Below are 14,446 nucleotides of genomic sequence, written 5' to 3' on the forward strand. Positions count from 1 at the left end.
GAGGCACTGGCATGCGGTTTTCACCCTTTGTTGAACGGATCAGTGGCCAAGGCGTTGCTGCCTGGGATATCCACTACGCGGCCAACGCTGCGCAGCGCAATGGCGAGGACGTGATCATCCTCAGCGTCGGCGACCCGGATTTCCCCACTCCCGATTTCATTACCGATGCCGCCATCCACGCCCTGCGCGAAGGGGATACCCACTACACCGAAATCGCCGGTCGCCAGGCCCTGCGCGAGGCCATTGCCGGCCGCTACAGCCAATTGATCGACCGCGAACTGCAGGCGACCAACGTGATTCTCACGGCAGGTGCGCAGAACGCCTTGTTCGCCATCTCGATGTGCCTGCTCGGTGCCGGCGACGAAGTGATTGCCTTCGATCCGATGTACGTCACCTACGAAGCGACCCTCAAGGCGTCCGGCGCCACGCTGGTGCGGGTGCCTTGTGCGGCGGACTCGGGTTTCCGCCTCGATGCCGCCGTGTTGGCCAAGGCCATTACCCCGCGCACCCGGGCGATTTTCTTCTCCAACCCGAACAACCCCACCGGCGTGGTGCTGGGTCGTGAAGAACTGCAAGCCATCGCCGACCTCGCCATTGCCCATGACCTGTGGGTGGTGGTGGACGAGGTCTACGAGAGCCTCGCCTATGAGCGTGAACACCTCAGCCTGGCAGCGTTGCCGGGCATGGCCGAGCGCTGCGTGGTGATCGGCAGCCTGTCCAAATCCCATGCCATGACCGGTTGGCGCATCGGCTGGGTCGTGGCCAATCAAGCCCTGGTCAACCATGTCGAAACCCTGGTGTTGAGCATGCTGTACGGCCTGCCCGGGTTTGTCATGGAAGCGGCGCTCAAGGCCGTGCAGGCCCACGATGAAGTCACCCACGGCATGCGCGAGATCTATCGTCGGCGCCGTGATCTGGTGGTGTCCGGCCTGGCAGATTGCCCGGGCATCAGCGTGCTCAATCCCGATGCCGGTATGTTCGTGTTGGTGGATGTGCGCGGCACCGGCCTGACCTCGCTGGAATTCGCCTGGCGCCTGCTGCGCGAAGCCGGTGTCTCGGTGCTGGATGCCGCGGCATTCGGTGAGCCGGCCCAAGGGTTTGTACGGCTGTCGTTCACCCTGAGTGACGAGCGACTGGCCCAGGCCTGCCAGCGCATTCGCGGCTTTGTCCAGGTACTCAATGGTGAAGCGCCCAGGCCGGTGATCGGCACGGTGACCAGCACCGCGACCGTCGAACCGGCCGCGGCCAGGACCATGATCGAGGTCGATGGCCTGCACAAACGCTTCGGCAATATCGAAGTGCTCAAGGGGGTTTCCCTGACTGCCCGCGAGGGCGAAGTGATCTCCCTGATCGGTGCCAGCGGCTCGGGCAAAAGTACCTTGCTGCGCTGCATCAACATGCTCGAAGTGCCGGACCAGGGCCGCATCCTGGTCGATGGCGAAAGCATTCACCTTAACCAGAATCGCCCCGGCGCACCGCTGGTGTCGGATGCTAAACAGCTTGTGCGCATCCGTTCCAGCCTGGGCATGGTGTTCCAGAACTTCAACCTCTGGCCCCATCGCACGGTGCTGGAAAACCTCATCGAAGCGCCGACCCAGGTCCTGCGTGAAAGCCGTGCGGAGGCCACTGAACGGGCCGAAGCCCTGCTCGAACGCGTCGGGCTGGCGGCCAAGCGCAACGAGTACCCGGCGTTTCTCTCCGGGGGACAGCAACAACGGGTGGCCATCGCCCGGGCCCTGGCCATGCGGCCCAAGGTCATGCTGTTCGATGAACCCACCTCGGCACTCGACCCGGAACTGGTCGGGGAAGTGCTGCGGGTGATCCGCTCCCTCGCCGAAGAAGGCCGGACCATGATCCTGGTGACTCATGAAATGGCTTTCGCACGCGATGTCTCTTCCAAAGTCGCCTTTTTGCACCAAGGGCTGATCGAGGAAACCGGTTCGCCGGACGAAGTGTTCGTACACCCACGCAGCGAGCGTTGCCGACAATTCGTCAACGCTCATCAGACTCGCTAACTCATCATAAAAAGACGGGAAAACAACATGGGAAATCGACGTTTTGCAAACTGGTTGACCGGTGCGGCCTGCGTATTGCTGGCCGGCATGAGCGCGGCCCAAGCGCAACCGATCAGGTTCGCGGTGGCAGCCGAACCCTATCCGCCATACACCGAAAAACAGGCCAATGGTGAGTGGAAGGGCTTTGAAGTCGATCTGATCCACAAGCTGTGCAGCGAAATGAAAGCCGATTGCGAAATCAAGGAAGTGGCGTGGGACGGCATCATTCCGTCGTTGCTGGCGAAGAAGATCGACGTGATCTTTTCCTCGATGTCGGTGACCGAAGAACGGGAAAAACAGATCGCCTTCAGCAAGGCCTACTACGATTCGGCGATTGCCGTCGTCGGTCCGAAAGAGGCGTCGGTGAAGAAGTACCCGGATGACCTCAAGGGCAAGATCATCGGCGTGCAGAACTCGACCGTGAGCGCCAGCTACCTGAAGACCTACTACGAAAAAATCGCCGACGTTAAGTACTACGACACCCAGGACTCGGCCAACGCCGACCTGATTGCCGGGCGCATCGACCTGATGATGGCCGACGGCACTGCCATGGCCGCATTCATCAAGACCCCGGATGCCAAGGACCTGGCCTACCTCGGCACCGTGCCTTATGACCCGATCTTCGGCAAAGGCGTGGGTGCCGGCCTGCGCAAGGACGACACCGAACTCAAGGCCAAACTGGACAAGGCCATCCAGGAGCTGCTGGCGAGCAAGGACTACGACGACCTGTCCCAGAGCTACTTCGGCACCAGCGTGAAGCCTGCGTTCTGACAGCCAGGTCGAACGCGAACCCTTGGAAAACGCAAATCCTTGTGGGAGCGAGCTTGCTCGCGATGAGGGCATGACAGTCAACATCCAAGTTGACTGAACCACCGCTATCGCGAGCAAGCTCGCTCCCACAGGGTCTGGCGGTGCTTTCTAACCGCCAACTGGAGACTGAAATGCCGGCAATGTTCGATCTGATCAATTTCACTGAGCAGGGATGGGGCAGTGCGCTGTTGAAGGGGCTCTGGATGACCCTGCAGATTTCCGCCGGGGCCTTTGTCCTCGGGCTGGCTATCGGACTGGTGGTGGCGTGTCTCAAGCTCGGCGCGCCGAAGCCGATTGCAGCGCTGATGCGCGGCTACACCACGTTGTTCCGGGCGGTTCCGGAATTGCTGCTGATTCTGCTGCTGTACTACGTCGGCTCCATGCTCCTCAATTCGCTGATGACCCGACTCGGCTACGGCGTGGTCAATGTCAGCGGCCCGCTGGCGGCCATCGTGGTGCTGGGGCTGGTGCAGGGCGCCTATGCCTCGGAGATTTTCCGCGCGGCGATCCAGGCGATTCCCTTCGGCCAGATCGAAGCGGCCAAGGCGTTCGGCCTGAGTGGTTTTGGGCTGTTCCGTCGAGTCACGCTGCCGATCATGGCGCCGTATGCGATGGCCGGGATGGCCAACCTGTGGATCAACCTGATCAAGGACAGTGCGCTGATCAGCGTGGTCGGCACCAACGAGCTGCTGTACACCGCCAAGCAAGGCGCGGGTTCGACGCGCCACTATCTGTTGTTCTACCTCACGGCTGCCGCGTTGTATTACGCGGTGACGCTGGCGTCGAACTATCTGTCGGGTCGGCTTGAGCGACGTATTCGTCGCTGGATGCCTTTGGCTGAGTGAATGAAATGATTCCAGCGTGGATAGTTGAATACGCGGCACTGTTGGGCCGGGGGCTGCAAACCACCCTCGTCATTCTGTTGGTATCGAGTGTGTTCGGTTACCTGCTGGCGGTGCTGGTGGCGCTGGCACGGATTTCGAAAAACAAGGTGATCGCCAAGGTCAGCCTGTTCTACACCAGCGTGACGCGCGGCACGCCGTTGCTGATCCAGATCTACATCTACTACTACGGGCTGGGCAGCCTGTTTGCCCAGTTCCCGCTGATTCGTGGCAGCTTTCTCTGGCCGTACCTGCGTGATGGCTACTGGTACATCGTGTTCGCCCTGGTGGTGTCGATGGGGGCCTATGTCGGCGAAGTGATTCGCGGTGGCCTGCTGGCGGTGCCCAAGGGTGAGATGGAAGCCGCGTCGGCCTTTGGCATGACGGCGCGCCAGTCGTTGTTGCGAGTGCGCTTGCCCCGAGCCCTGCGCCTGCTGTTACCGACCCTGGCCGGGGAAACCGTGATGCTGCTCAAGTCCACGGCGCTGGCCTCGACCATCGCCGTGATCGACCTGCTCGGCGCCGCCAACGTGGTCCGCGCGCAGACCCTGCAGGTGTACGAACCCTTGTTGCTGGTGGCCGCCGTCTACGTCTGCCTGACGTTCCTGATCGAAGCGCTGTTTGCCTTTGCCGAACGGCGCGGAACGCCCGTGCGCAGGTCGGCCTGATGAGTTCGCCAACGGTTGACCGCTCGCTGCAGGGCATTGGCCTGTGCACCCTGGGCTACGCGTTCCTGGCCTTGCAGGACGCGGTCATCAAATGGCTGGTGGCCGATTATTCGGTGGTGACCATCCTGTTCTGGCGCAGCCTGGTGGTGGTCGCCGCGGTGTTGCTGGCGGGGCGCCTGCGCCTGATCCAGCGGGCCTGGCGTTCACCGAGCCGGCGCTTGCTGGTGGTGCGCGGTTTGCTGTCGATCGTCGCCTGGGTGCTGTACTACACGGCGGCCAGGGACCTGACCCTGGCCGAGATGACCACCCTGTATTTTTCCGCGCCGATCATGGTCACGGTGCTGGCCGCGGTGATCCTCAAGGAGCGCGCCAGCGGTTGGCAGTGGTTCAGCCTGATCATCGGTTTTGTCGGGGTGGTCATTGCCTGTCGCCCCGACAACATGACCGATCCGTTGCCGATCGTCCTGACCCTGTTGGCGGCGATGTGCTGGGCGTTTACCTATATCCAGCTGCGCCAGGTGGATGAGCAGACCTCAGTGCTGGAGCAGATGCTGATCACCAACGTGGTGTTCGTGATTTGCATGGCGGTTGCCCTGCCGTGGACCCACACGCCATCACCGACGCCCGCCTGGCTGGGCATGCTCGGCGCCGGCCTGGTGGGTGGCATCGGCCAGTTCCTGTTGTTCGCCAGTTTCCGCCGCGCCACCGCGACCCTGCTCGCGCCGTTCGAATACACCGGGCTGATCTGGGCGTTTGCGCTGTCGAGCCTGGTCTGGGGCACGCTGATGGACATGTCGCTGATGATCGGCGCCGGGCTGATCGCCGTCAGTGGCACCCTGGCGATGATCTTCGGCCGGCATTCTTCACAGGATGTCGTCGGTGCTGAATGCTCCGTGACGCAGCCCCTTTATCCAGCAACGGCAGATGTGGAGTCCGTTGGCGGCGCTGAAGGTCTCGGGGTTCAGGCACCACTCGAGCCAGAGCCCGTCGAGCATCGCCGATAAGCCGATGGCGGCCAGGCGCGTGTCGTGAATCACGAAACCTTCGCTGGCGGCCAGCCCGTCGAGCAACTGGCGGATCAGGTCGAGGTAGGCGCGGTAACTTTTTTCGTGGGACTGGCTGACGTGTTCGGAGTGACGGATCAGGCTCCAGAACACCACCCACACGCCGAGCAGTTTCGGGTCCATGACCCTGGGCGAGAACGAGCCTTCCAGGAAGGCATCGATCTTTTGCGCGGGTGTCTGGGCCTGCTCGATTTCCTGGAGCAGGGCGGTGGTCAGTTCGTTCGCGAGCCGCTGATAGGTGTCGGCGATCAGTGCCTCGATGCTGCCGAAATGGTGGTTTAGCAACCCCACGGACACGCCGGCTTCGGTGGCAATGCGCCGTACGGAAATCCCGGCGTGACCGTCGCGGCCCAGGCAACGCAGAGTGGCGGCCACCAGCATTTCGCGACGCTCATCGGGTTCGGCGCGGCGGTTTTTCGGGGCATCGGTTGTCACAGGGTTGTCCTTGGGTGAGGTTCCACGAATCCGAGCTTAGTTGAACGTCTGTTCAATCACCAGCTACAGCAGCGATACCACGTTTTTCAGCATTCATGACGGGAGGGAAGCCAATGCCGCAGGATATTTCGTTCAGTGTTCGCAACAACAATGGCGATGCCGTGCGGGTCGGTGCCTGGCGTTATGCAGGCGACGGCAGCGGGCCAAACGTGCATCTGCAAGCCGGCGTACACGCCGATGAAATCGCCGGGATGCTGGTCCTGCACTTGCTGATGCAACGACTGCACACCGCCGAAACCCAGGGCCGGCTCAAAGGCAACATCACCGTGGTGCCGCAGGCCAATCCGCTGGGCATCGGGCAGTTTCGCCAGGGGCGGATCCTTGGTCGTTATCACGACGCGACCGGGCATAACTTCAATCGCTCGTTCGACCAGTCGGCGGCCATGGCGCGACCTTCGACCTGCGTTCAGCAATGGCAAAAGAAACTGGTGCAACTGGCCGCCCCGGCCGATGTGATGCTTGACCTGCACACCGACGACGAGGCGCTACCGTACCTTTACGTGCACCGCAGTTTCTGGCCCCGTGGCCGCGAACTGGCGGCGGCGATGAAGATGGACGTGGCGATCATCTGGGATGACGGCGGCGATGGCTCCTTCGAGGAAACCATCATTGCCCCGTGGATACGCGACGGAGTCACAGCGGGGCGCATGGCTGCGACCCTGGAGCTGCGCGGGCAGGGCGATGTCAGCGACCGTTTTGCCGAACAGGATGCCACAGGACTGTACAACTGGCTGTGCGGTTGCGGTGTCATCGATGAGTCAGTAGCGCCTGCAGAATGGCCCGTCGAAGCCGTGGAAATGGGCCACATGGAAACCATCCTCGCCCCGCAACCCGGGGTGCTGATCTTCGAAAAAGAGCTGGGGGATTTCGTCGAGGAAGGCCAGCGCTTTGCACGGATTCTCGGGCGCCCGGGTGATCCGTCTTCCGAAGTGGTGTTGTACGCCGAACAAGCGGGGCGCCTGGTGACGCGCTATCGCGATCGACTTATCTCGCAGGGTATGGGCGTGGCGAAATTCACCGGCAGCCGGGTGTCGCGCAACTGGAGCGGCGGGTTGCTGGACCCGAACTAAGCCTCACCTTCGCAATTGTAGTGTCATGACATTTGTGGCGAGGGGGCAAGCCCCCTCGCCACAGGTTCGGTGTAAGCCTCAGCCAACATCAGCCCGGCTCAGTTGTCAGGGAATGCTGAGGGTAATCAGGTAGCTCCCCGAGCGGACAGGGGAGCCTGCATCATCCACCAACGCATACTGCTGATCGAAATAGCGACCTTCCCGACTACTGTCAGCGAGCAGTTTGACGTTGACGCTGGATTGACCAACGGCGCTCACACTGGCGGTTGGCGCGATGGCGTCTGCCTCAATCCCCATCGCGCGACTCTGGGCCGGGCATTGGTAAAGTTCGAATGTGCCGTGCGTACCCACGCGTGACTGACAGCCCGGCTCGACAATGCTGCCTTGAAACCTGATGGTGCCCGGCGCCGCCAGGCACGCACCACTGAGTGCGAACAAAAGACTCAATCCCGCTGCTATACGTTTGCCGTTCATGCTTAACGCTCCTTGAGTTGTAAGGTCTAGGTCGTCAATGAACTCTAGAAGCTTGAGGCTTTTGTTGTATCGCCGTGTATCAGGGCGCCACATCTTCGTACGGCCATACAAAACCAGCTCCCCACGGATACAGCCCGGATACACCACTGGGGCCAAATGGACCTGCCAAAGCGAGAGGCACAACGCAGCTCGCAACCAGGTTTATCAACCCTTGTGGCACGACCAATAGTGGTCCAGCCGCGCAAATGATCCGGAGTATCAACATGTCTCGTATCCAGTCGAACAAAACCCGTATTGGCCTGCTCGCTGTTGCACTGGTCGGCGGTATCAACTTCGCTTCCACTGCGTTTTCCGCTGAAGCCTTGCCTCAGGGCTATCAACTGGCCTCTGCGGAAAAGACCAGCGAAGGCAAGTGTGGCGAAGGCAAGTGCGGTGCCAGCGAAGCCGGCGCGCAAAAGACCCAGGCCGAGGGCAAGTGCGGTGAAGGCAAGTGCGGCGATGCTTCTTTCGCGCGCACCGACACCGATGATGACGGCCGCGTGTCGCTCAAGGAACTGCTGGCGGTGGCGCCCAAGGGCACTGAGGAATTCAAGGCGATGGACACCAACAGCGATGGTTTCCTGTCCGAGGGTGAGGTATACAAGTTCCGCACTAACCAGTTCACTTCCAACGGCAAGAAAGTACCGACGGAACTGTTCACCAAGTTGAGCCAGGCTAAAGACTGATCGGTCGCAAACAAAAAACCCTTCCTGTGTTGAAACGCAGGAAGGGTTTTTTGCGTGGACAGTACTGTATGGGAGAACGTTGTGAAAGTTCACTCAAGGAAGACTTATGTGTTTCTCAATATTTCATTACTTCACCGGGCAATAACCGCTTTTCAACCCCTCCTGCCCTGGAACTCTGGAGCTAGCCATGTTGCAGCGGTGGAGGGTTGGCGAATGCTACAGGGCTCATCAACACGCGGCTGCATTCGCGATAAACGGTCAGGTCAAAGTGGCGCACTTGCGTTCCCTTGGAGTTGTCTAATTAGCCTCAACCCGCTGTAACGCAGTTCACGCTTACCATCTCCATCAACGGAGGGTAGAACCATGGCTATTATCCCTGGCACCCTGGGTGATGACTTTCTGCTCGGCACCGAGGAAGACGACCAAATAACCGGCCTGGCCGGCAACGACAGCGTGTTTGCCCTTGGCGGCAACGACAATGTCGACGGCGGTGACGGCAACGATGACCTCTTCGGCGACCTCGGCAACGACACACTTCTCGGAGGCAACGACAACGATACTCTCGACGGCGGATCAGGCGCCGATATCCTCACCGGCGGTGCCGGCATCGACAGCTACTTCTGGACCGTGGAAACCGGTAACGAGTCCAGCTCCCTGAGCCAGGACCGCGTCACCGACTTCGAAGGTGCAGGTCAGGTCGGCGGCGACATCCTGCGGCTCTCCAGCTTCCCCAACCGCCTGGTCTTCCAGGGCGCTCGCAACGACGTACCCACGGTGGGAACCAGCCTCGGTTTCGGCAATAACGGCTTCACCGAAGTCTTCTTCGCCCTCGGTGCCGCCAGCACCCTGCTGTTCGCCGACTCCAACGACAACGGCATCTTCGACGCCACTGACTTCGCTGTGCAGCTGGACGGCGTCCACAACCTGGACAGGAGCGACTTCGGCACCACCGCCTTCGTCCTGCGCGGCACTGAAGGCGGCGATGTGATCAATGGCACCAACGATCCCGACACCATCTTCGGCCTGGGCGGCGGCGATGTGATCAACGGCAATGGCGGCAACGACATCATCAATGGCGGCGACGGCAACGACACCCTGAACGGTGACGCGGGCATCGACCGGATCTCCGGCGGCACCGGCAATGACATTATCAATGGTGGCGCCGACCGCGACCTTCTGACCGGCAATGAGGGCAACGACATCATCAACGGTGGCGCCGGCAACGACACCACCCTGTCCGGCGGCGCTGGCAACGACGTCGTCAATGGCGGCGAAGGCAACGACACCCTCGACGGCGACGACGGCAACGACGTCCTCAATGGCGGCGTGGGCAACGACGACTTCTTCGGCGGCGACGGCAATGACCAGATCTTCGGCGAAGACGGCAACGACGAACTGTTCGCCGGCCCCGGCAACGACATGCTCAATGGCGGCGCCGGCAACGATCTGATCATGGGTGAAGGTGGCCAGGACAGTCTCACCGGTGGCACCGGCGACGACGAATTCGAGTTCTTCACCGGCTTCAACCCCAGCTCGCCCTTCGCCACCTTCGACACCCTGGTCGACTTCCAGGGCGCTGGCGTAGTGGGCGGCGACACCCTGGAACTCAACAATGAGTTCTTCTTCCGCGGCCAGGTCAATGTCAATCCGCAACTGGGCGCCGTACTGGTGGGCGGTGGCAACGGCGTGACCGACCTGTTCTACAGCCTGCGCCCTGGCAATACCTGGCTGATCGCCGACGAAAACGACGACGGTGTGCTCGACAGCCTCGACTTCACCCTGCGCCTGCAGGGCACGCACAACCTGACGGCGGGCGACTTCGGTCGTAACACGATCCTCATCACCGCCGGCACCGAGGGGAATGACGTGCTCACCGGCACCGATGGCGACGATCGCATCTTCGGCCTGGGCGGTAATGACCAGATCTTCGGTCTGGAAGGAGCCGACTTCCTCGATGGCGGCAGCGGTGACGACGTCATCGATAGCGGCCTGGGCTTCGACGAGCTGCTCGGCGGTTCCGGCAACGACACCCTGATCGTCCAGGAATTCGCCAATGCCAGTGGCGGCGATGGCGACGACCATCTGTTCGGGGGCGACGACCCCTTCGGCTTCCAGTCCAACCTCGACGGTGACGCCGGCAACGACACCCTGACCGCGGGCGCCAGCGGCGCCGTCATGGAAGGCGGCGTAGGCGCCGACGTATTGGTGGGCAGCAGCGTCGACGACTTCATGGTCGGTGACGTCTTCTTCGAGCCGAGCCTCGGTGCGGACAAGTTCCAGTTCGGTGCGGTGTGGGGAGCGGACACCATCTTCGACTTCGAGGACGGCACTGACCTGATCGACCTGAGCAATAGCGGTTTCACCTTCGCGAGTCTCGATATTGGAGAACAGTTCGGTGAGACATTCATTACCGTCGCTGGCCAGCCGGATGTGGGAAGCATCACCTTGACCGGCGTCCCACAGGCCGCGATCACCGAGGCGGACTTCGCCTTTACCTGAGTGATCGGCGCATGCTCACGCCGGGGGATGGCGTGAGCATGCCGAGTCGCTCGCGTCTGGGCCTGGGGCTTGGCTGGAGCTTTGTGGTAGCAGTGAAACCAGAAGGGGAAAGGGGACTGATCTATTTTTTACTCCGAATGTCGGGTCGATTTCAGCCGGTCGAGGAAGGCAGAAATCGGCCAAAAGCAGCCTCTGACCACCGTGGAGAACATACTTCCACCACGGTGGACTTGGCTCCCTTGGGATCTAACTAAATGTTACTCGTAACTGATAATTCCGAGTTGCTTTGCCATGAACAGTTCGTTCCGTTCAACGATCTCCTCGACCACTTTACCCTCTTTGTTAAACCGGAAGTACGTCAGGGCCGTCCACGTCAAGCTCTTGCCTTCTACGTTAAATCCGTGCCATGTATTCGAACCGGTTGCACAATGTGTCAACGCGACTACAACAACGTCATCTGTAACAACTTCCTTGCTGAACGTAGTTTTAATTGTCTTATATCGCTCGAGAACATTTGCGCTCAAGGCTCGTTTGAAGTTTTCCAGGCCACCTATCGGAGCATCGCAGTCCGGTCGATGCACGACCACATCGACATCGAAATACTCTGAAACTCGCTCAACATTCTTGCCATCCACACAGTATTTAAAGTAGTTCTTCACCGTATCTAGATTTTTGACGTTCATGCGACACTTACCTCTCTCACATTGATAACAAGCCATAAATTCAACTGCTTTTATAAAGGCCGCCCCACTCAAAAGGAGCCGTATCCGAGAGACGTTACATCGAAACGAACAAGAACTTTTGCACACTTCGCAAGTGTTTAGTTGGAACGACCCAGCGCGTCAGGCACATTCTAGGAGGGGTTATGGTATTCGTAAATCTATAATATATTAGACATGCTATCGGCTAACGGAATACCACATGAGTCTGGAACGGTTGGAAAAATGGGCGACAGTCAGGCATTTCCGCTTGGCAATTGCATTGCTTGAATATGGCAGTGTCTTGCACGCCGCACGCTCGCTGAACCTCTCACAGCCCACGGCGAGCAAGCTATTGCAGGATCTGGAGGAGGCTGTAGGGGCTCAGCTCTACACTCGGAATCGTAGAGGGGTTACGCCTACAGAGCTTGGTCGGGACTTTGTGCAGCGCAGCCGGATGATTCTTGCCCAGCTGGATCATGTATCCCAAGCAATCGACGCTCTTGGAAAGGGGCATGCCGGGCGTGTTGCCATAGGAAGCGTGTTAACAGGGTCAAGTTATCTTGTACCTGCCGCCATCGCACGACTGTGGGCAAGCCGACCAAGCATCCGCATCAAAATAGTCGATGGGGTAAGCGGCGAACTGATACCTCGACTCATCTCGGGCGAATTGGACTTTTTGATTGGGAGACTTTCCGATGTCAGCTCAAGCGTCGTTGTCGCTCAGGAGGCGCTTTTTAGCGAAAACGCCATCATCGTTGCGCGCCGTGACCACCCTCTTGCTCAGCAACCAGGGGCTAAACTGGAAGAACTCGCGCGCGAAGCATGGATTCTGCCTCCAATAGAAACTACTTTACGGAAGCAGTTCGATGATATTTTTCATCGAAAGGACATCAGTCCACCACATGCAACCATAGAAACAGCATCATTCTTTAATATACTTTGGTTATTAAAGCAGACTGATCTTCTTGGAATATTGCCGCAATCAGTTATTTCTGACCCCGCACACAGTAAGGAGTTGATTCGCCTCCCGGCTTTCGAACCCCTAATTCTGGAGCAGATCGGTGTTTCCCGACTGGCAGACGCTACATTGTCACCTGCCGCTTGCGCTTTATTGGACGCACTAAGAGAGGTTATGCACGCCAGCGCTTGACTCTGTCCCTTAGGGCAACCCGTACCCTGCCTTATCTATTTCAGCTTCTGCAGTCAGCGGATAAGGCAATCCATGAATACGCTATCGATGGTCACTGGTGCCAATGGGCATCTGGGCAACACCTTGGTCCGGGCGCTGCTCGCCCGAGGGCAACAAGTGCGTGCGGGGGTCCGTGATCCGGACCGAAGCACAGCCCTGAACGGGCTCGACTGCCAGGTGGTACGCGCCGAACTGCAAGACCCTGACTCACTGCGCCAGGCCCTGCAAGGGGTGGACGTGCTGTACCAGGTGGCGGCAGTGTTCAAACACTGGGCGAGGAATCCACACGCCGAGATCGTCGACGTCAACGTGCAAAGTACGCGTAATGTACTGCGCGCCGCCGCAGAGGCCGGGGTCCGGCGCGTGGTCTATGTCAGCTCCGTGGCAGCGGTGGGACACAACGGCCAGCGTCTAAATGAAAACAACTGGAACACCGATCGGCAAAACCCGTACTACCTCTCAAAAATCCTCTCTGAACGCGCCGCCTGGGACACTGCTCAGGCCTATGACCTGCCGATGGTCGCAGTGTTGCCCTCGGCAATCATCGGCCCTCATGCCACGCGGCTGACCGACACTATGGGATTTCTTGCGGCCGTGCTGGCGCGCAAACTGGTGCTGGACCCGAACTTTCATTTTAACTTTGTCGATGTGCGCGACGTGGCCGATGGCCTGATCCGCGCTGCTGAAAAAGGCCGCCCCGGCCAGCGTTACATACTGGCCAATCAGCGGGCTTCATCACTGTCTGAGGTAATCGAGGCGCTCAATACGCTTTGCCCCGGCTATCGTCTGCCGCGCCGCGCACCAAAAGCCTTGCTGTTACTGATCGCCTGGCTGCAAGAGCAGCGGGCACGGTACACCGGTCAGCCAGCCGAATTGCTGCTCAGCCAGGTGCGGATGTTTTATGGGGTGCGCCAGGTTTACTGCATCGACAAGGCCATCAATGAGTTGGGCTACCAGCCGCGCTCGCCGCAGGACGCCCTCAAGCAGGCGTTTGCGCACCTATTGGCGCGCTGATACCGGGTGTAGCACCAGGCGCTGACGTGGGGGCGAATTTCTGGTTGATCTGTTGTTGCAACTGCGTCAGGTGCTGCTCCCGATTCTGCAAGGCCAGGATCTGCGCTTGCAACTCTAATCGCTTGACCTCAATGCCCTGATTGGCCAGTGCCAGGGGAAACGGTGCCTGATGTTTCTTGGCTGCCAGCAACTCACTCATCTCCCCCAGTTTGAACCCCACCGCCTGGGCGCTGCGGATCATCTGCACCAGCGTCAAGTGATGGGCCGTGTACAGTCGATAACTGCCATGGCGCTGTGGGGTCAGCAGGCCCAGTTGCTCATACAAACGAATGGCTTTGGGAGTGCACCCCGACAGCTTGGCAAGTTCACCTATGTACATACACCGCCCTCTCTCTCCTCCAGCCCGGCCCGTAGTTTACTGGCTGTGGCCAGATGTTGTCCTGGTATAACCGTAACGATCCGAACCGAAGTGAGAAAGTCCCACTTCGCTCAACCAGAAAGGAACCCCCGCGCCGCTAGTCGAGACCCTGCTACGCTGAGAGTATCCAAAGGAGGCAGAACGATGCAGTTAGATGAAGCCCACGTCGTGAATGAATTGACCAATTACCGCGAGGTGAACATGGCGTTACAGGACGGCTGGAAGCTGTTGGCGGTGATGTCAGCATCGAGTGTGACCGACCCGGCGCGCATCCAGGTGCACTACGTGGTGGGTAAGCCCAAAGACAACGCCGCGCCAAAGTCGGGCGAATTTACCGTCGCATAGAGTCCACAGTCGTTTTCTGCCGATCATGATCGAAAAGGG

General features: G+C 59.8%; 14 protein-coding genes and 1 pseudogene. 11 read left to right on the forward strand and 4 right to left on the reverse strand.

The window, feature by feature from the left end:
* The first annotated feature begins 11 nt into the window (after positions 1–11).
* The 5 genes from AC1RP7_RS15610 (at position 12) to AC1RP7_RS15630 (ending at position 5,417) form a co-directional block, all read left to right on the forward strand.
* The gene (locus tag AC1RP7_RS15610; protein ID WP_493182585.1) at positions 12–2,015 is read left to right on the forward strand and encodes an aminotransferase class I/II-fold pyridoxal phosphate-dependent enzyme; all 2,004 of its coding nucleotides are present in this window, start codon (positions 12–14) and stop codon (positions 2,013–2,015) included.
* A 27-nt stretch (positions 2,016–2,042) separates the two neighbouring features.
* The gene (locus AC1RP7_RS15615; RefSeq protein WP_090456270.1) at positions 2,043–2,825 is read left to right on the forward strand and encodes a transporter substrate-binding domain-containing protein; all 783 of its coding nucleotides are present in this window, start codon (positions 2,043–2,045) and stop codon (positions 2,823–2,825) included.
* Positions 2,826–2,995: 170 nt separating this feature from the next.
* Positions 2,996–3,709 carry an ABC transporter permease gene (locus AC1RP7_RS15620; protein WP_150814382.1) on the forward strand — a complete coding sequence of 238 codons (714 nt, stop codon included), beginning with the start codon at positions 2,996–2,998 and terminating at the stop codon, positions 3,707–3,709.
* 5 nt (positions 3,710–3,714) lie between these two features.
* Complete coding sequence (locus tag AC1RP7_RS15625) at positions 3,715–4,413, forward strand: ABC transporter permease subunit (protein ID WP_154908666.1); 699 nt, start codon at positions 3,715–3,717, stop codon at positions 4,411–4,413.
* Positions 4,413–5,417, forward strand: a complete 1,005-nt coding sequence (locus tag AC1RP7_RS15630; RefSeq protein WP_489338722.1) for a DMT family transporter — start codon at positions 4,413–4,415, stop codon at positions 5,415–5,417. The genes AC1RP7_RS15625 and AC1RP7_RS15630 overlap by 1 nt, the downstream gene beginning before the upstream one ends.
* Here the strand turns inward: AC1RP7_RS15630 and AC1RP7_RS15635 are convergent.
* A pseudogene (locus AC1RP7_RS15635) lies at positions 5,373–5,858 on the reverse strand (TetR family transcriptional regulator C-terminal domain-containing protein); the annotation flags it as partial. The gene AC1RP7_RS15630 and the pseudogene AC1RP7_RS15635 overlap by 45 nt on opposite strands.
* A 167-nt stretch (positions 5,859–6,025) precedes the next feature.
* On the opposite strand from AC1RP7_RS15635, the gene AC1RP7_RS15640 reads away from it, so the two are divergent.
* A complete protein-coding gene (locus AC1RP7_RS15640) occupies positions 6,026–7,042 on the forward strand; it encodes a M14 family zinc carboxypeptidase (RefSeq protein WP_493182587.1) in 1,017 nt (338 codons plus the stop codon).
* Positions 7,043–7,147: 105 nt separating this feature from the next.
* On the opposite strand, the gene AC1RP7_RS15645 is transcribed toward AC1RP7_RS15640, so the two are convergent.
* Positions 7,148–7,516 (reverse strand): type 1 fimbrial protein, encoded by a 369-nt coding sequence (locus AC1RP7_RS15645; RefSeq protein ID WP_493182589.1) that lies wholly within the window; start codon positions 7,514–7,516, stop codon positions 7,148–7,150.
* A gap of 263 nt (positions 7,517–7,779) precedes the next feature.
* On the opposite strand from AC1RP7_RS15645, the gene AC1RP7_RS15650 reads away from it, so the two are divergent.
* On the forward strand, positions 7,780–8,241 hold the full coding sequence (locus AC1RP7_RS15650) for an HvfA family oxazolone/thioamide-modified RiPP metallophore (protein WP_407516486.1): 462 nt from the start codon (positions 7,780–7,782) through the stop codon (positions 8,239–8,241).
* 363 nt (positions 8,242–8,604) lie between these two features.
* Positions 8,605–10,740 carry a calcium-binding protein gene (locus tag AC1RP7_RS15655; protein ID WP_493182591.1) on the forward strand — a complete coding sequence of 712 codons (2,136 nt, stop codon included), beginning with the start codon at positions 8,605–8,607 and terminating at the stop codon, positions 10,738–10,740.
* A gap of 257 nt (positions 10,741–10,997) precedes the next feature.
* Here the strand turns inward: AC1RP7_RS15655 and AC1RP7_RS15660 are convergent, their stop codons facing one another.
* Positions 10,998–11,423, reverse strand: coding sequence for an ester cyclase (locus tag AC1RP7_RS15660; protein WP_493182593.1), 426 nt, complete (start codon positions 11,421–11,423; stop codon positions 10,998–11,000).
* A gap of 238 nt (positions 11,424–11,661) precedes the next feature.
* On the opposite strand from AC1RP7_RS15660, the gene AC1RP7_RS15665 reads away from it, so the two are divergent.
* Positions 11,662–12,591 carry a LysR family transcriptional regulator gene (locus AC1RP7_RS15665; RefSeq protein WP_349736739.1) on the forward strand — a complete coding sequence of 310 codons (930 nt, stop codon included), beginning with the start codon at positions 11,662–11,664 and terminating at the stop codon, positions 12,589–12,591.
* A 72-nt stretch (positions 12,592–12,663) separates the two neighbouring features.
* On the forward strand, positions 12,664–13,644 hold the full coding sequence (locus tag AC1RP7_RS15670) for an NAD-dependent epimerase/dehydratase family protein (RefSeq protein ID WP_349736741.1): 981 nt from the start codon (positions 12,664–12,666) through the stop codon (positions 13,642–13,644).
* Here the strand turns inward: AC1RP7_RS15670 and AC1RP7_RS15675 are convergent.
* Positions 13,610–14,023 carry a MerR family transcriptional regulator gene (locus AC1RP7_RS15675; RefSeq protein ID WP_349736743.1) on the reverse strand — a complete coding sequence of 138 codons (414 nt, stop codon included), beginning with the start codon at positions 14,021–14,023 and terminating at the stop codon, positions 13,610–13,612. The two genes, AC1RP7_RS15670 and AC1RP7_RS15675, sit on opposite strands and share 35 nt — an antisense overlap.
* A 183-nt stretch (positions 14,024–14,206) precedes the next feature.
* Between AC1RP7_RS15675 and AC1RP7_RS15680 the strand changes: the two genes are divergently transcribed.
* Positions 14,207–14,407: a hypothetical protein gene (locus AC1RP7_RS15680; RefSeq protein WP_493182595.1), complete on the forward strand. Its 201-nt coding sequence runs from the start codon at positions 14,207–14,209 to the stop codon at positions 14,405–14,407.
* Positions 14,408–14,446: the final 39 nt, after the last annotated feature.

The sequence above is a fragment of the Pseudomonas sp. GW822-FHT01E03 genome (assembly GCF_058802985.1).